General features: G+C 69.5%; 13 protein-coding genes. 4 read left to right on the top strand and 9 right to left on the bottom strand.

The annotated features are described in order from the left end of the window. Together ACJ8AN_RS25200 and ACJ8AN_RS25195 are read right to left on the bottom strand one after the other, a co-directional pair. The coding region (locus tag ACJ8AN_RS25200) for a hypothetical protein (protein ID WP_407758003.1) at positions 1-530 on the bottom strand (530 nt) is incomplete at its 3' end. A gap of 482 nt (positions 531-1,012) precedes the next feature. Further along, positions 1,013-1,774, bottom strand: coding sequence for a hypothetical protein (locus ACJ8AN_RS25195; RefSeq protein WP_407758002.1), 762 nt, complete (start codon positions 1,772-1,774; stop codon positions 1,013-1,015). A gap of 239 nt (positions 1,775-2,013) precedes the next feature. On the opposite strand from ACJ8AN_RS25195, the gene ACJ8AN_RS25190 reads away from it, so the two are divergent. Then, complete coding sequence (locus tag ACJ8AN_RS25190; protein WP_407758001.1) at positions 2,014-4,218, top strand: M3 family metallopeptidase; 2,205 nt, start codon at positions 2,014-2,016, stop codon at positions 4,216-4,218. An 83-nt stretch (positions 4,219-4,301) separates the two neighbouring features. Here the strand turns inward: ACJ8AN_RS25190 and ACJ8AN_RS25185 are convergent, their stop codons facing one another. Further along, positions 4,302-5,315, bottom strand: a complete 1,014-nt coding sequence (locus ACJ8AN_RS25185) for a zinc-dependent alcohol dehydrogenase family protein (protein ID WP_407758000.1) — start codon at positions 5,313-5,315, stop codon at positions 4,302-4,304. A gap of 202 nt (positions 5,316-5,517) precedes the next feature. On the opposite strand from ACJ8AN_RS25185, the gene ACJ8AN_RS25180 reads away from it, so the two are divergent. Both ACJ8AN_RS25180 and ACJ8AN_RS25175 read left to right on the top strand, forming a co-directional pair. Beyond that, the gene (locus tag ACJ8AN_RS25180; RefSeq protein ID WP_407757999.1) at positions 5,518-7,305 is read left to right on the top strand and encodes a M4 family metallopeptidase; all 1,788 of its coding nucleotides are present in this window, start codon (positions 5,518-5,520) and stop codon (positions 7,303-7,305) included. Positions 7,306-7,602: 297 nt separating this feature from the next. Beyond that, positions 7,603-8,766, top strand: coding sequence for an acetyl-CoA carboxylase biotin carboxylase subunit family protein (locus ACJ8AN_RS25175; protein WP_407757998.1), 1,164 nt, complete (start codon positions 7,603-7,605; stop codon positions 8,764-8,766). An 18-nt stretch (positions 8,767-8,784) separates the two neighbouring features. Here the strand turns inward: ACJ8AN_RS25175 and ACJ8AN_RS25170 are convergent, their stop codons facing one another. Both ACJ8AN_RS25170 and nth read right to left on the bottom strand, forming a co-directional pair. Continuing rightward, positions 8,785-9,561 carry an alpha/beta hydrolase gene (locus ACJ8AN_RS25170; RefSeq protein WP_407757997.1) on the bottom strand — a complete coding sequence of 259 codons (777 nt, stop codon included), beginning with the start codon at positions 9,559-9,561 and terminating at the stop codon, positions 8,785-8,787. Positions 9,562-9,633: 72 nt separating this feature from the next. After that, positions 9,634-10,371 carry an endonuclease III domain-containing protein gene (nth, locus tag ACJ8AN_RS25165; protein WP_407757996.1) on the bottom strand — a complete coding sequence of 246 codons (738 nt, stop codon included), beginning with the start codon at positions 10,369-10,371 and terminating at the stop codon, positions 9,634-9,636. Positions 10,372-10,537: 166 nt separating this feature from the next. Between nth and ACJ8AN_RS25160 the strand changes: the two genes are divergently transcribed. After that, the gene (locus ACJ8AN_RS25160) at positions 10,538-12,418 is read left to right on the top strand and encodes a sensor histidine kinase (protein ID WP_407758007.1); all 1,881 of its coding nucleotides are present in this window, start codon (positions 10,538-10,540) and stop codon (positions 12,416-12,418) included. A gap of 9 nt (positions 12,419-12,427) precedes the next feature. Here the strand turns inward: ACJ8AN_RS25160 and ACJ8AN_RS25155 are convergent, their stop codons facing one another. The 4 genes from ACJ8AN_RS25155 to ACJ8AN_RS25140 all read right to left on the bottom strand — a co-directional run bounded on the left by ACJ8AN_RS25155 (position 12,428) and on the right by ACJ8AN_RS25140 (position 15,887). Beyond that, on the bottom strand, positions 12,428-12,880 hold the full coding sequence (locus tag ACJ8AN_RS25155; protein ID WP_407758006.1) for a GNAT family N-acetyltransferase: 453 nt from the start codon (positions 12,878-12,880) through the stop codon (positions 12,428-12,430). A gap of 66 nt (positions 12,881-12,946) precedes the next feature. After that, positions 12,947-13,396, bottom strand: a complete 450-nt coding sequence (locus ACJ8AN_RS25150; RefSeq protein WP_407757995.1) for a GNAT family N-acetyltransferase — start codon at positions 13,394-13,396, stop codon at positions 12,947-12,949. 77 nt (positions 13,397-13,473) lie between these two features. After that, complete coding sequence (mvk, locus tag ACJ8AN_RS25145) at positions 13,474-14,391, bottom strand: mevalonate kinase (RefSeq protein ID WP_407758005.1); 918 nt, start codon at positions 14,389-14,391, stop codon at positions 13,474-13,476. A gap of 287 nt (positions 14,392-14,678) precedes the next feature. Continuing rightward, entirely contained in the window at positions 14,679-15,887 is a 1,209-nt protein-coding gene (locus ACJ8AN_RS25140; protein ID WP_407757994.1) for a hydroxymethylglutaryl-CoA synthase, read from the bottom strand. Between the last annotated feature and the right edge of the window lie 39 nt (positions 15,888-15,926).

The following is a 15,926-nucleotide window of genomic DNA, read 5'->3' as shown; positions in this document are numbered from 1 at the left end:
TAGCCCTTCACGACCGGCTGGAAGTCCGTGGCCGTGCGCTCACCGTTGGGGCCGCGCATCGGGTTGGCGATCAGCTGCTGCTCGATGTTGGGGACGATCACCAGCTCGGTGGTCGGCTCCCAGGCGTAGCCGCCCTGGGGCTTGAGCGCCGCGTGGGCGACGGCGCGGGCGTCCGCCGCGGCCATCTTCGGGATGGTGTTGAGCGCGATGTCACGGTGGGCCAGACCGCTCACCGTGGTCGAGGTGCCATTGGTGTGGACGATGGTATCGCCCTCGAACACCCGGACACCGCGGAAGGTGTGCTCATAGCGGACGTGCGTCTGGTTCAGCTCGTCCCGGAGGGTGGAACGGGCAACCAGGTTGTGATCAGCGCCGAGGCCCATCACGGCCTTCGCCTGCTGCAGGGCGTCACCGCTCTGCTGCACGTCGACGGCCGCCGAGTCGGTCTCGGTGGTCTCGGGAGTACCGCAAGCCGTGCCAAACATCGACACGGCGGCCACAGCTCCAACGACCGCATAACGGATACGCATCATGGAACTCCAAGTATCGGGGGGAACCCGCTCTTCCAAGGAAAAGCAGGACAGTCATAACAGATTATTAATCCCCGGCACAACCCAAATCCTGGCATCTCGTGCGAAATCCCGTGTAAGCGATTCGCTCACAAACAGGGACGGGGCCCACCCGGATGCAAGGAATTCGAGGCGGATTGCATCACACGCCCAAGGGAGACGCGGGCAGCGGGGCACAATGCCTCGAAACCCAATTCCATACGCCGTGAGTGGGGCGGAATGCCTCGAAACAAAAGGCGGGCGCGGCTCATGGGGCGGAATGCCTCACACCCAATGAACACAAACATTTTAAGGCCAAACCACGCGCCCTTGCTAGTCAAAATAATGACTCGCGCCGCGTCCGCAACCCTCATCGCACGGCGGTGAGGCGCGGAAACACGAACGCCCGGAGCCATGGGGCCCCGGGCGTCGTCGCCGCGTCGGAGGGTGTGGAACCGCGGGCACTACGCCTTCGGCGTCTCCTGCTGCTGCGGCTGCTGCTCCGGCTTCTTGTTGGACACGAGCGAGTCGAGCTTGCGCGTGAGCCTGTCCAGCTCGCGGTTGATGGCCTGCACCTGCTCCTGACGCGCCACGCCGCCCACCACCTGCACCATGCGGTTCTGCAGGCCGGTGATGCGCTGACGCACCTCGCCACCCACCCACGTCGCCTTCTTCTCCAGCTCCTTCACCGCCGGCTGCTCGCGCAGCTCGTTCACGTTGAGCCGCTGCAGCACCACGCGGCCGGACTCACGGCTCCGCGTCACCAGCGTCTGCAGCGCCTTCTGCGCCTCCGACTCGAGCTGCCCGAACTGCTTCTGCGCCTGCTCCAGCCGGCCCTTCACGAAGGACGCCACCTGGCCGGCCGCCTCCGTCACCACCGTCTCCGCCTTGGCCGCCTCGGCCTTCACCGCCTCGGCCGCCTCCGTCACCACCGTCTCCGCCCTGGCCGCCTCGGCCTTCACCGTCTCGGCCACCTTCTCCACCACCGTCTCCACCACCGTCTCCACCACCGTCTCCGCCCTGGCCGCCTCGGCCTTCACCGCCTCGGCCACCTTCTCCACCACCGTCGCCTCGGCCTTCACGGGCTCGGCCGCCTTCTCGGCCACCGGCGCCGCCTCGGCCTTCACCGCCTCGACCACCGTCTCGCCCTTCACCGTCTCGGTCGTCGTCTGGGCCACGGTCTCCTGGGTGGCCGCCTCGCTCTTCGCCGTCTTGTTCTTCGCCATGATCGCTCGTCTCCTCAAGCAGGACGTGCGAAGAGGTAACGCGTCGCGTCAACGGCGTCAAGGCTCTTTGACGCGATGCAACAAGAAGCCTTCCCGGGTTTTGTTGGCCGAAGGACACTCCAGGCGGGCAGCCGGGCGGTTGCCGGCCACTTCATCTCGTGCGCCGCGGCGCCACCGGGCGAGTGTTCCCGCTAGGCTCCGCCCCCCTCACCCCCTCTCCGTCTGGAGACCCCGACAGCATGCGTAAGCTCCTTTTCACCGGCGCAGGCGTGGCCGCGCTCGTGTCCGCCTCGTGCGCGACCACTTCCCAGGAGGTCCGCGTGGCCACCGAAGCCCCGTCCGCCACCGTCCCCGCCGCCGTTCCCGCCCCCGCCGCCAACCCCCTGTTGGCCCGTTGGTCCGGCCCGTACGGCGGCCTGCCCCCGTTCGCCCAGGTCAAGGTCGAGCACTTCAAGCCCGCGCTCGAGGCCTCCATCGAGGAGAACCGCCGGGAGCTCGCCGCGATCGCCAACAACCCGGCCGCGCCGGACTTCGAGAACACCATCGCCGCGCTGGAGGACGCGGGCCGCACCTTCGGGGACGTGGGCACGCTCTACGGCATCTGGAGCTCGTCCATGAACGGGCCCGAGTTCCAGACCGTCGAGCGCGAGATGGCGCCCCGGCTCGCCGCCTTCGCCGACGAAATCACCCAGAACGAGAAGCTCTTCCAGCGCATTGAAGCCGTCTACAACTCGCCCGGGAAGGCGAAGCTGACGCCGGAGCAGCAGCGGCTCGTCTGGGTGCACTACACGAACTTCGTGCGCTCGGGCGCGAAGCTGGACGCGGGGGCCAAGAAGCGCCTGGCCGACATCAACCAGCGCCTCGCCTCGCTCTACACCTCCTTCAGCCAGAACGTGCTGGCCGACGAGGAGAACTACGCCGTCGTCCTCTCGTCCGAGGACGAGCTCGCCGGGCTGCCCGAGTCCGTGCGCGCCGGTGCGGCGGCCGCGGCCGAGTCGCGCGGGATGCCGGGCAAGTGGGCCATCACCACCACGCGCTCGTCCATGGAGCCGTTCCTGACGTACTCGGCCCGCCGCGACTTGCGCGAGAAGGTCTGGCGCAACTACGTCAACCGCGGGGACAACGCGGACGCCCACGACAACAACGCGCTCATCACGGACATCCTCCAGTTGCGCGCCGAGCGCGCGAAGCTGCTGGGCTACGCGACGCATGCCCACTGGCGGCTCGAGAACACCATGGCCAAGACGCCCGAGCGGGCCATGGCGCTCATGGAGGCCGTGTGGACGCCGGCCGTGGCCCGCGTGCGCGAGGAGGTCGCCGACATGCAGGCCGTCGCCGACAAGGAGGGCGCGAAGCTGAAGATCGAGCCCTGGGACTACCGCTACTACGCGGAGAAGGTCCGCAAGGCGAAGTACGACCTGGACCAGAACGAGGTGAAGCCCTACCTGCAGCTGGAGAAGCTGCGCGAGGGCATGTTCTGGGTGGCCGGCGAGCTGTTGGGCCTCTCGTTCACGCCCGTGGACGGCGTGCCCGTGTACCACCCGGACGTGCGCGTCTGGGAGGTGAAGGACAAGGCGAGCAGCAAGCCCATTGGCCTGTGGTACTTCGATCCGTACGCGCGGCCCGGAAAGCGCTCGGGCGCGTGGATGAACGCCTACCGCAACCAGGAGCGGTTCAAGGGCGACATCACCACCATCGTCTCCAACAACGCCAACTTCGTGAAGGGCAAGCCGGGCGAGCCGGTGCTCATCAGCTGGACGGACGCCACCACGCTCTTCCACGAGTTCGGCCACGCGCTGCACGGGCTGAGCTCGAACGTGGCGTACCCCACGCTGTCGGGCACGTCGGTGGCGCGGGACTACGTGGAGTTCCCCTCGCAACTGCTGGAGCACTGGCTCTCCACGCCCGAGGTGCTCAACACGTACGCGGTGCACTACCAGACGGGCAAGCCGATCCCCGCGGAGCTGGTGGCGAAGATCAAGAAGGCCGCCACCTTCAACGAGGGCTTCTCCACGGTGGAGTACCTGTCGGCCGCGCTGGTGGACATGAAGCTGCACCTGGCGGGCGACAAGAAGATCGACCCGGACGCCTTCGAGCGCGACACGCTGGGAGCGCTCGGCATGCCGAAGGAGATCGTGATGCGGCACCGCACGCCGCAGTTCGGCCACGTGTTCGCCGGAGACGGGTACTCGGCGGGCTACTACAGCTACCTGTGGTCGGACACCATCACCGCGGATGCCTACGAGGCCTTCACCGAGGGCAAGGGCGCGTATGACGCGGCGGTGGCCGGGCGGATGAAGAACCTGCTGTCGCTGGGCAACACGGTGGACCCGGCCGAGGCCTACCGGGGGTTCCGCGGCAAGGACGCGGGCATCGACGCGCTGATGCGCAAGCGCGGCTTCCCCGTGCCGGGCACCACCCCCGCGGTGAAGAAGAAGAAGTAGGCCTCTCGAGGCGCTGAACCGGGGCCGGGAACCACGTGAGCACGCGTGGCTTCCGGCCCCTGGTTTTTCGGAGGAGCCCCGCGTCAGTCCACCCGGATGACGACCTTGCCGAAGTGCGCGCCGCTCTTGAGGTACTCGAACGCGGCGCGGGCCTCGGTGAAGGGGAAGACGCGGTCCACCACCGGCCGCGTGCCGTGCAGCGTGAGCGCGCGGTTGAGGGCCTCGAAGGACTGGCGGTGCCCCACGAGGACGCCCTGCACGCGCAGGTTCCCCATGAGGATGGGCGTCACGGGCACCGTCCCCGAGCCACCGCTGAGCACGCCAATCACAGACACCGTTCCGCCCACGCGCACCGCCTTCAGCGACTTCTCCAGCGTGCCGGCGCCGCCCACCTCCACCACGTGGTCCACGCCCGTGCCTCCGGTGAGCGCGCGCGCCGCCTTGTCCCAGTCCGGCGTCTTCACGTAGTTGATGCCCTCGTGGGCTCCCAGGGCGCGGGCGCGCTCCAGTTTGTCGTCACGGCTGGAGGTGAGAATCACGCGCGCCCCCATCATCCGGGCGATCTGCAGCGCGAAGATGGAGACGCCGCCCGTGCCCTGCAGCAGCACGGTGTCGCCCGCCTTGAGCCCGCCCTGCGTCACCAGCGCGCTCCACGCGGTGACGGCCGCGCACGGCAGCGTGGCGGCCTCCTCGTCCGACAGGTGCGGGGGCGTGTGCACCACGCCGTCCTCGTGCAGCACCATCGTGTCCGCGAGCGCTCCGTCGAGCGCTCCTCCCAGCGTGCTCGTCTGCGCGGCGCGCGAGGGCTCTCCCCCGAGCCATGCCTGCGAGAACAAGCCCATCACCCGGTCTCCCGCCTTCACACGGGTGACGCCCGGGCCCACCGCGTCCACCACGCCCGCCCCGTCCGAGTTGGGCACCAGCGGCAGCTTCTGCTTCGGGTTGTAGCGCCCCTCCACCATCATCAGGTCGCGGTAGTTGAGGCTCGTCGCCTTCACCCGCACCCGCACCTGGTACGGGCCCGGCACCGGCTCCGCGCGCTCGCAGGGCACCAACTTGTCCAGACCAAATCCGTCTCGAATCTCGTAGGCCTTCATGGGCCCGGGTTCTAGCGCGCCCCGCGGAGGCCTCGCGGCGGGAAACCGGTTCCGTGTGCCCGTATCCCACACAAACCCAGATTTCCCTGCCTATTCCCAGAAGATTGGAACCCCGAAATTTTGTACCTTGACGGAAGCATCCGTTTTAGCGGACAACTTTCCAACGCGTTCGACACCCCGTCGAACTGTCGGAGGAATCGCCATGCGTATTCGCCGTCTCGTTTCCATCCTCCCCTTCGTTCTCCTCGGCAGCGCCTGCGGCGCCGACATGTCGGACGTCGACGCACAGAGCCCTGTGGCGCAGGAGAGTGAGCTGGCCTCCACCACCGGTCGCAGCCTGAGCCAGCTCAAGGCTCAGCGTCCCGACTTCCTCCGCGGCGCGGGTGACCTCGCCTTCAAGCGCGCGGTGGCCGACGCGAACGGCAAGTCGCACGAGCGCCTGACGCAGAGCATCAACGGCATCCCCGTGTTCGGCGCCCAGGCCATCGTCCACCTGGACGCGAACGGCACCGTCGCCTCCATCACCGACGGCCTGGCCCGCGACGTCAAGGTCGACACCTCGGCCCGCCTCCGCGCCGACGAGGCCACGCAGATCGCCATCAGCCAGGTGGGCGGAGCCGTCGCGCTGGCCAGCGAGCCCAAGGTGGACCTGCAGATCCTCCCCGACAGCATCGGCAAGGGCGCCCGCCTGACGTACCGCGTGCAGCTCGCGACCCGCACGGCCGACGGCGCGTTCTCCATGCCCAACGTCTTCGTCGACGCGCACTCGGGCGAGGTTGCCTTCCAGTTCGACAACCTGAAGACGAGCCGCAACCGCAACACCTATACGGTCGCCAACGGCACCAGGCTGCCCGGCTCGCTGGTGCGCACCGAGACGCAGGCCCCCGTGAGCGACGCGGTGGCGAACGCGGCCCACGACAACGCGGGCATCACGTACAACTTCTACTTCAGCCGCTTCGGCCGTGACAGCTACAACGGCACTGGTGGCACCCTCACCTCGTCCGTCCACTACAGCCGCAACTACGTGAACGCGTACTGGGACGGCACGCAGATGGTGTACGGCGATGGCGACGGCGTCCAGTCGTCCCCGCTGATCGTCCTCGACGTGATCGGCCACGAGCTCACCCACGCCGTCACCGACACGTCCTCGGACCTCGTCTACGCGAACGAGTCGGGCGCCCTCAACGAGGCCATGTCCGACATCTTCGGCGCCTCCATCGAGGCGTACCGGGACGGTGCGGTCAGCGCCAACACCTGGAAGATTGGCGAGGAGTGCTGGACCCCGGCCACCGCGGGCGACGCGCTCCGCTACATGAACGACCCGGCGCTGGCGGGTGACTACGACTACTACCCGACGCGCTACACGGGCACCTCCGACAACGGTGGCGTGCACACCAACTCGGGTATCGCCAACCTGGCCTACTACCTGGCGGTCTCCGGCGGCACCCACCCGCGCGGCAAGACCACCACCGTGGTGCCCGCGCTCGACGCCAACCCCACCCTGAGCATCGAGAAGGGCGCGGCCATCTTCTACCGGGCCAACACGGTGTACCTCACGCCGGGCAGCACCTTCTCCGAGGCCCGCGGCGCCACGGCGCAGGCCGCCACCGACCTCTACGGCGCGACCGCCGCCGCCTCGGTGAACGCCGCCTGGGCCGCCGTGGGCGTGGCCGCTCCCCCGACCTGGACCGTGCTCTCCTCCACGAGCAACCTGTCGGCTGGCCGCAACGCCAGCCTGAACTACACCACGGTCACGCCGGCCGGCGCGACGGCGCTGAAGTTCGAGACCATCGGTGGCACGGGTGACGCCGACCTGTACGTGCGCTACGGCAGCGCGCCCACCACCACCACCTACGACTGCCGCTCGGCGGGCTCGACGGCCACCGAGGGCTGCACCATCAACGGTGCGAAGTCGGGTACGTACTACGTCATGATCAAGGCCTACACCGCCTTCTCCGGCGTCACCTACAAGGTGAGCTCCGGTCAGTAAGCCCAAGCACCACCGCTTCACACTCTCCGGCGCGGCTGCCTCTTCCTGGCGGCCGCGCCGGTTGTCTTTTCATGGCGCGAGCAGGCCGAGCACCGGCTGGGCGGGTTGCACCGCAATCTCGGGGAGGCCTCGCGCCGGGACAGGGCGCCACCTTCACCCTCGAGCTGCCGGCGCGGTCTGGCCGCGGAGACGCGAGAGAGCGCAGTGAGGGTTTTCGCCCACTCGCCGCGGCCACCCCTTGACGCCTCGCGTCATCTCCCTGTGTCATGGGCGCCATTCCCGCCGGAGGGGCGCCCCATGAACGTCGTCTTCATCTCCCCCCACTTCCCGCCCCAGTTCTTCCACTTCGTCTCCGCCCTGCGCGAGCGCGGCATCAACGTGCTGGGCATCGGTGACGCCCCCTACGACGGCCTGCGCCGGGAGCTGCGCGAGTCCCTCACCGAGTACTTCTTCACCCCCAACCTCAACGACTACGACGCGCTGCTGCGCGCCACCGGCTACTTCACCTGGCGCCACGGCCGCGTCGATCGCATCGACTCGCTCAACGAGACGTGGCTCGAGGTGGAGGCCCGCCTGCGCGAGGACTTCCACGTCCCCGGCCTTCAGCCCGCCGAAATCGAGCTCCTGCGCTCCAAGCTGGGCCAGCATGATCTCTTCAAGAAGGCCGGAGTCCCCCACCCCGATGCCATCCCCGCCCGGGACGCCACACGGGTGAAGGCCTTCGCCCGGGACGTGGGCTACCCGCTGGTGCTCAAGCCCTCGGTGGGCGTGGGCGCCGCGCGCACCTTCAAGGTGTCCAGCGATGCCGAGGTGGACGCCGCCTTCGCCGAGTCCCTGCCCGACTCGATGATGGCGCAGGCCTACGTACGCGGCGCCATCCTCACCTACGACGGGCTGGTGGATCGCAACGGCCACATCGTCAGCGTCTTCAGCCACGAGTACAGCGACGGCATCATGGAGTCGGTGCTGGAGAAGCTCGACCTGTCCATCTGGAACCTCAAGGAGATTCCCGCCGGACTGGATGCGCTGGGACGCAAGGCGGTGGCCGCGCTCGGCCTGCGCGAGCGCTGGTTCCACCTGGAGTTCTTCCGCCTGGACGACGGCGGCTTCGTCGCGCTGGAGGCCAACCTGCGCCCGCCCGGGGCCTTCCTCACGGACATGATGAACTACGCGTGCGACATCGACGTGTACCGTCTGTGGGCCCGCGTGCTCGCCGGGGAGGACCTGCGCGGCTTCACCTATGCCCCGCGCTACCACGTGTGCCACGCGGCCCGGCGCACCGGCCGCACGTACCGCCACGGCCACCCGGAGGTGGTGAAGAAGCTGGGCGACTCACTGCTCCTGCACAGCCAGATGCCGGCTGTGTACCACGGCGCGCTGGGCGAGGAGATGTACCTCCTGCGGCACCCGGACCTCACCGCCATGCGGGAGGCGGTGCGCTTCATCCAGGCACTCGCCTGAGCGGAACGGCCCCCGGCCTCAGCCGAGCAACCAGCTCATCGCCGCCGGAAGCCGGCGCTGCCAGTCCGTCTCGTGGTGCTGGCCCCCGGGCTCGAGCACCAACCGCAGCTCGTGGTCCGCGTACCCGAGGCGCTGGAGGTGCTGGTGGAAGTCGCGCGTGGCCTCGCCGTAGCGCATGAGGTAGCCCACGGGGTCCACCGCCTCGTCGGCGCCCGCGTCCAGGTAGATGCGCGACCACTTCCGGGTGTGGGCCGACCACTCGGAGGAGAGCCGGTTCCAGCTCCACATCACCGAGGGCGACAGCGCCCCGATGCGGCCGAACAGCTCGGGATGCTTCCACCCCATGAACAGCGACATGAGCCCGCCGAGCGACGAGCCCATCACCCCCGTCCACTCGGCGCCCGGGCGCGTGCGGTAGTTGCGCTCGATGTAGGGCTTGAGCGTCTCGACGAGGAAGCGGACGTAGGGCGCGGCCCGGGCGGGGATGTTGCTGCGCGGCTCGTCCCAGGGCGAGTACTCGGCGAGCCGCTCGTGCGTGGAGTCCACGGCGACGATGAGCCAGGGCTCCACGCGGCCCTCGGCCACCAGCCGCTCCAGGGCGAGGTTGGCGCACCAGGTGTCGAAGACGGCCGACTCGGGGTGGGCGAAGACGTTCTGCCCGTCATGCATGTACAGCACGGGGAAGCGATGCCCGGGGGCGGCGGAGTCGTAGGCATCCGGCGTGTAGATGCGCACGGTGCGGGTGCGCCCCTCCTGGGGAGAGGCGAAGTCTCGGATGATGTGGACGTGTCCCATGCGGCCGTCGAGGAGGAGGGAGGCGCAAGATAGATGGCGCCCTTCCCTTGCGCCAGAACCACCACGGCCCCCTCAATCCAGTACGGCGAGCCGGGCCTGGCCCGTGGGGCACAGGTCGAGCACGGCGCACCGCTGGCACGCGGGCTCCCGGAAGAAGCAACACCGCTGCCCGTGCAGCATCAGCGCCTCGTGGTTGTCATAGACGCGCTGTGCGTCCCAGTCCGGCGGCAACTGCGCCTCCAGCAGCCGGTGCGCGGGTCCCACGCGGGTGCTCTCGGGAATCAATCCCAGACGCACCGCCACCCGGTGGTGGTGGCTGTCCACCGGCAGCGCGGGCATCCGCAGGCGGCTGAACAGGAGTGTCGCGGCGCTCGACTTCGGCCCCACCCCGGGCAGGTGCTCCAGCCAGTCCCGCGCCTCGCGCACGGACAGCTCCCCGAGGAAGTCCAGGGACAGCTCACCCGCTCGGAGCTCCGTGATGCGCCGGAGCACCTGCTGGATGCGCGGCGCCTTCTGCTCCGGCCAGGTCACGGCCGAGATGGCCTCCTGGACCTGCTCGCACGGGGCATCCCGCACCTCCGTCCAGGTGGGAAAGCGCGCCCGGAGCTGGCGAAAGGCCGCGCCACTCGAGGCGTTGCGCGTGCGGTGGCTCAGCAGCGCCGAGACGAGCTGGCTCAGCGGATCCTGCGTCCGGAAGTACGGGATGGGACAGCCATACACGGCGCACAGGCGCTCGTGCACCACCAGGGCCTTCGCGCGCGGTGTCGCCGGGGTGGACGGGGTCTCGGGAAACAACGGGAGAGATGGCATGGGACGGGTTGACCTCGGAAGTCACCCCACATCCTTCGCATCCCCGCCCCTGCTGGCGAGCCCCTCCCTCCCGTGCGGCGGCCAGCCCACCGAGCGCCCGCGCCCCCGCGAGAACACTGACCCCTCGCGCATGCGCACGTATAATGCCGCCGGCCCTCGGGCCCCCATGCTGCGCCGGCTCCTCCCCACCCTCCTCGCCCTCGGTTGCGGACTCCTCGCCCTCTCCTGGGGGCTGGTGAGCCTTCAGCGCATCTTCGCCCAGGAGCGCGAGGACGCTCACGCCCAGCTGCGCTCCAGCCGCGACGCCCTCGAGGAGTACGCCACCCAGTCCCTGAAGCACACGCTCAGCAAGCAACTGGAGGCCAGCCTCGTCCCCATCCACGCCGCCATGGGAGATCCGCTCGCCCCCGGCGAGGGCTTCTTCCTCCAGTTCCGCGGCATCCAGTTCCTCCCCCGCATCACCCGCTCCGCCCCCGGCTCGCGCACCCCCGCGCGGCGCCAGTACCGCGAGCTCCTCCGCGCCCTTTCCGAGGGCTCCCCCGCCGAGCCCTGGGTGGAGCGCCTGAGCCGGCTGCGCGCGGTGGAGGCCGCGATCGCCGCGGGCAGGTCCGCCCGCGCCAACGCGCTCGCCGAGGACCTGCTGCGCTACCACGCCGAGCACCCCCTCCCGCCGGAGCAGGAGTTGCCCTTCGTCGTCCTCCTCCTGGAGCGGCTCCAGGGCGGCGAGGCCACGCCGCCCCTCGTCCGTGCGCTCCTGCGCGACGGGCTCCCCGAGGACTTCGGCGGCATCGAGCGCTCCGCGGGCCTTCAGCGCGACCTCCTGCGGGAGCGCTGGCGCTTCACCCAGCCCGACTTCGACTTCCTGCTCGCGCACACCGTGTGGGTGAGCACCGCGCTCGGCGAGCCCTCCGACGACCTGCGGGCGCGGGCCCGCGAGGCCGACGCCGGCATGCTGGTGATGCCCGAGGGCCTCTCCGGCCCCATCCTCATCGGCGAGCGCTGGTACGTGGAGCCCAGGGACGAGGTGGTGCGCGGCATCCAGGACGAGGTGGTGCGCGGCATCGCCGTGGACCTCGACGCGCTCCTGAAAGACATCGCCCGCGACATGCGCGAGCGCGGACACTTCGGGAAGGACGGCCTGGTGCGGCTCCGCACCCACGACGCCGTGCAGCCCCTGGAGTCGCTGCGGCTCGAGGTCTCCGTCCCCCAGTGGACCGCGGCCGAGACGGCCATCGAGCAGCGCTACGGGCTCAAGACGTTGCTGGTGGCCACCTGCGGGGCGCTCGCGGTGGCCATCGGGGTGATGGCGGTGGTGGCCCAGCACGGCCGCTACCGCTACATCGAGCTCAAGAGCGACTTCGTCGCCACCGTCTCCCACGAGCTGCGCACCCCGCTCGCCTCCATCCGCCTGCTCGCCGAGACGCTCGAGCGCAAGCTGTCCAAGGTCCCCGAGATGCGCGACTACCCCGAGCGCATCGTCCAGGCCGCCGACGGGCTGCACTTCCTCGTCGAGAACATCCTGTCCTTCAACCGCATCGACAAGGGCCGGTGGAACCTCAAGCCCGCGCGCATCAAGCTCGACGAGCTCGTCGCCATGTTGCGCTCGGACCTGGTGGGCAACGCGTCCGTGCCCGTCCGGCTCACCGCCGACGTGGGCGACGTGGAGCTCGAGGTGGACCCGTCGCTGCTGCGGCTGCTGCTCATCAACCTCGCCCGCAACGCGTGCGCCTACAACCGGCGCGACCCCGTGGAGCTCACCCTCCGCGCCTATCCCCACCCGCCCCATGGCTGCGTGGTGCTCTTCAGCGACAACGGCATCGGCATTCCCGAGGACGAGTGGGAGAACGTCTTCCGCGACTTCTACCGTCTGGGCTCCCAGGGGCCCGAGGTCCATGGCAGTGGCCTGGGGCTCGCGCTGTGCCGGAAGATCATGGCCCTGCACGGGGGCCACATCTCCATCGACAATTCCAGCCCCGAGGGCACCACCTTCTCCCTGCTCTTCCAGGCGCCCTCCCAGGAAGAAGAGCCCGGGCAGACGGCCGCCTAGGAGGTCATACTATTTCGGACCAAGCGTCATGAGTACCTCAGCAACTCCGTCCGCGTGCTGCTGGTTCTCCTGGGCCACCGTGCGGAAGCCACACTTCTCGAGGACGCGGATCGATCCGACGTTGTGGACAGCGACCCACGCATGGAGCGGACGAATCGGCTCGAGCACGAGGAACTCCGAGAGCGCCCGTGTCGCGATGCCCTTGCCCCATTGCTCGCGACCCATCCAATAGGCGACGAAGCGCTTGCCGTCCTGTTCCCAACTGCCGATGTACCCAGCGACCAAGCCGCCAACGACGATGGTGCGGGTCACGTTCTCGGGGCGGAGAACCTTCGTGCGCCAGTGGGTCAGGAAGGCATCGCGTTCCCGCGACGAGAATGCGGCCATGCGCAGCGCGACTGCGTCCCGTTGGTGCTCGAAGAAGATCGGGACGTCTTCATCTGTTACGTTGCGCAGGATCACCAAGAGAGTCTCCGCGAGCCGAGTGACGAGCCGATTCTAGCGGCGTGTCCACGAAGCACCACCTCGTCAGGACCGGCCGCGCCGGTAGATGTCCGGGTCCCATTTCTCCATGAAGCGCTCGGGCGCGGCCAGCGGGGTGAAGCCCACTTGACGGTAAAGCCCGTGCGCGTCCCGGGTGGCGAGCATCCAGCGTCGAAAGCCCTGGAGCTCGGGGTGGGAGAAGAGGGTCTCCATCATCCACTTGGAGAGCCCCTGACCCCGGTGCTCCTCCAGAATGAACACGTCGGCCAGGTAGCCGAAGCTGGTGAAGTCCGTGATCACTCGCGCCAGGCCTATCTGGGCGACCCCGAGATAGAGCCCGAAGGGCATGGAGTTCTGGATGGCGCGCTCCACCGTCTCGCGGGGAATTCCGGGCGACCAATAGGAGCGCGTGAGGAAGCCGTGGATGACGTTCAGGTCCAGCCGCGAGCGATCCGTCGAGAGGATGTAGTCCCCCTGCCGCCACTCGTTTTGCAAGGTGCACCTCCGTGCAGGGGCACGCCGCATCCCGGCATGCGTGCTTGCACCCTAGCGCAACCTGGCTCGGGATCCGCTCAGCGGCCGGGGCCGGGAGGACCCGCGAGCTGGCTGCTGAAGCAGGGGATGCCCAGTTGGGCCAATGCCGCCAGCGCGGGCCCGGTGTCATGGAAGAGGCCGATGACGGCGCCCCCGTCTCCTCCGGCCCCCGTCAGCTTCGCGCCCAGGGCGCCCAGCTCCCGCAGCCGGTGCACCATCGTGTCCAACACCACCGAGGACAGCCCCAGCGCCGACAGCAGTCCGTGGTTGATGTTCATCGCGTCCCCCAGGGCTTCCAGCTGGCCCTCCTCCACGGCCTGGGCGCCCTCGGTGGCCAGCCGGCCCACCTCGCGCATCAGGCGGGCGTAGCGCCGGGGCCAGGAGCCCTGGCGGGCCTGGAGCCCTCCCACGGTGACCCGGGTGGGGCTGCGCTCGCCAGCCAGCGCCACCACGATGCGCAGGGGGCGAGGACACCGCACCGGGCGGGACCTGCCCTCCCCTCCCCCGGAGGCCTTGCGGTAGAGCAGCAACTGGCTCCAGGCGCTGGTGGTGTGATCCACCCCCGAGGGAGTGCCGTGGAACTGCTGCTCCATGAGCCACGCCACCCGGAGCACCTCGGAGACCGGGGCGTCTCCGCCCGCGGCCTGGAGCAGCACCCGGGCACACGCCACCGACAGGGCCGCCGAGCTGCCCAGCCCCATGGAGAGAGGCAGATCCGTTTCCAGGGACACCTCCACTCGAGGCTGGCCACACGCCTCGGCGGCATGAGCGAAGGCCCGGAGCACGGCCTGGCGGGGCTCGGGTGCCAGCCTCTCCGACAACACCAGACGGCACCGGCGCGCCGGTCGCGCTCGTGCTCGCACCCCACGGGACAGGGGTCCCGCCAGCACCGGATACCCATACACGCCCGCGTGCTCGCCCAGCAGGATGACCTTCCCAGCGCCAAAGCCTGTCAGGGGAGAAGCCTCGTGCGGGGAGCGGGGTGGAGCGATGCGCTCCTCCGAAGCTTCTGTCTCCACCTCGAGAGAGCGTTCCAGCCTCCGCGTCACGGAATCCGACATGTCAAGCCTCTCGCGCCGCACCCCGGGGGCCGGCCCCGAGCGCGACGAGCCAGTCCTTCAGCTCCCCGGTCATCACCTTCGAGCAGCGTGCTGTTCTCCGCCGGCTCCCCATCCCCGGTCGCGCACAGGTCGAGGTGCGCGTCCTTCCGTCTGGCTGTCACGTCCCGGATGCGCATGGCCCCTCAGCGCGCGTAGATGCGCTTGTGGTCGCGCGTGCCCTGGTAGCGGAAGCCCTCGCCGGCCAGCTCCTCGGCGGGCTTGTCATCGAGCTTCTCGCGCGCGGCCATGATGGCCTCGTACTCGGGGATGCTCAGCGCGCGCCGCCGCTCCAGCAGCGTCTCCAGGCCCAGCGCCTTCACGCGCGCCTGCGCCTCGGGCTGCACCACCGCGCTGAAGAACTCCGCGCACGAGCCACTGCCGTACGAGAACAGTCCAATCCGCTTGCCCGTGAGGTCCTCGCGCGAGGACGACAGGAGGCTCGCCAGCGCCAGGTACATGGAGCCCGTGTAGATGTTGCCCACCTGCGAGGGCAGCACGAGGCTGGGGCCCACCAGCCGATCGAAGCTCGCATCCGCGTCCTTGTCCCCGTCCAGCGTGCGCAGGTGGCGGTGCGCCTTGCGCGACATCTTCCCGTACGGCACGTGGTACACGAGCGCGGCGAAGCGGTCGCTGTAGAGACCCTCGTCCCCCGAGTCCCCCGCGGCCTCCTGGTAGGCCTTGTACGAGCCCTCGAGCGCGTCCAGGTAGCACTGCACCGAGTAGTGCCCGTCCACCATCGCGTCCTTCGAGTAGAGGGGCCGCCAGAAGTCCATGACGTCCCTGGCATACGAACCCGTCTTGCCCGTCTCGAAGGCGAGCAGCTTGGGCTTGTCGGACACCAGCAGGGCCACCGCGCCCGCGCCCTGCGTGGGCTCACCCGGCGTGCCCACCCCGTAGCGGGCAATATCCGAGCAGATGATGAGCGCCTTCTTGCCCTTGGCGCTGCCCGAGCGCACCCAGTCCATGGCCAGCAGCAGCGCCGCGGTGCCGCCGTAGCACGCGTGCTTGGTCTCGAAGACGCGGCAGCGCGTGGACAGCCCCAGCAGGCCCTGCACGTACGAGGACACCGGCTTGGAGTGGTCCACCGCCGTCTCGGTGCCCACCACCAGCATGCCCACGTCCTCGGCCGGGCACCCGGCCGCTTCCATCGCCATGCGGGCCGCGCGCGCCGCCAGCGTCACCGTGTCCTCGTCCACCTGCGGCACGGCCATGCGCGTCACGCCCAGCCCGTCCACATACTTGCCCGGCGCCACGCCACGCGCCCTGGCCAGCTCCGCCAGCTCCACATACGTCGACGGCACCGCGATCCCCATGCTCTCCAGCCCCACCTGCATCATCTGCCCTGCTTCCATTGCTTCCTCCTGATTCCCTGCGTGTGTCTGGATTTCGTG

Source organism: Archangium sp. (assembly GCF_045802675.1).
Taxonomy (GTDB): Bacteria; Myxococcota; Myxococcia; order Myxococcales; family Myxococcaceae; genus Archangium.
This window is presented reverse-complemented; position numbering and strand designations above follow the sequence as displayed.

Coding starts and splice junctions, on each gene's coding strand:
- ACJ8AN_RS25195 (WP_407758002.1), bottom strand. CDS start 1,774: ATGGCGAAGAACAAGACGGCGAAGAGCGAGGCGGCCACCCAGGAGACC.
- ACJ8AN_RS25190 (WP_407758001.1), top strand. CDS start 2,014: ATGCGTAAGCTCCTTTTCACCGGCGCAGGCGTGGCCGCGCTCGTGTCC.
- ACJ8AN_RS25185 (WP_407758000.1), bottom strand. CDS start 5,315: ATGAAGGCCTACGAGATTCGAGACGGATTTGGTCTGGACAAGTTGGTG.
- ACJ8AN_RS25180 (WP_407757999.1), top strand. CDS start 5,518: ATGCGTATTCGCCGTCTCGTTTCCATCCTCCCCTTCGTTCTCCTCGGC.
- ACJ8AN_RS25175 (WP_407757998.1), top strand. CDS start 7,603: ATGAACGTCGTCTTCATCTCCCCCCACTTCCCGCCCCAGTTCTTCCAC.
- ACJ8AN_RS25170 (WP_407757997.1), bottom strand. CDS start 9,561: ATGGGACACGTCCACATCATCCGAGACTTCGCCTCTCCCCAGGAGGGG.
- nth (WP_407757996.1), bottom strand. CDS start 10,371: ATGCCATCTCTCCCGTTGTTTCCCGAGACCCCGTCCACCCCGGCGACA.
- ACJ8AN_RS25160 (WP_407758007.1), top strand. CDS start 10,538: ATGCTGCGCCGGCTCCTCCCCACCCTCCTCGCCCTCGGTTGCGGACTC.
- ACJ8AN_RS25140 (WP_407757994.1), bottom strand. CDS start 15,887: ATGGAAGCAGGGCAGATGATGCAGGTGGGGCTGGAGAGCATGGGGATC.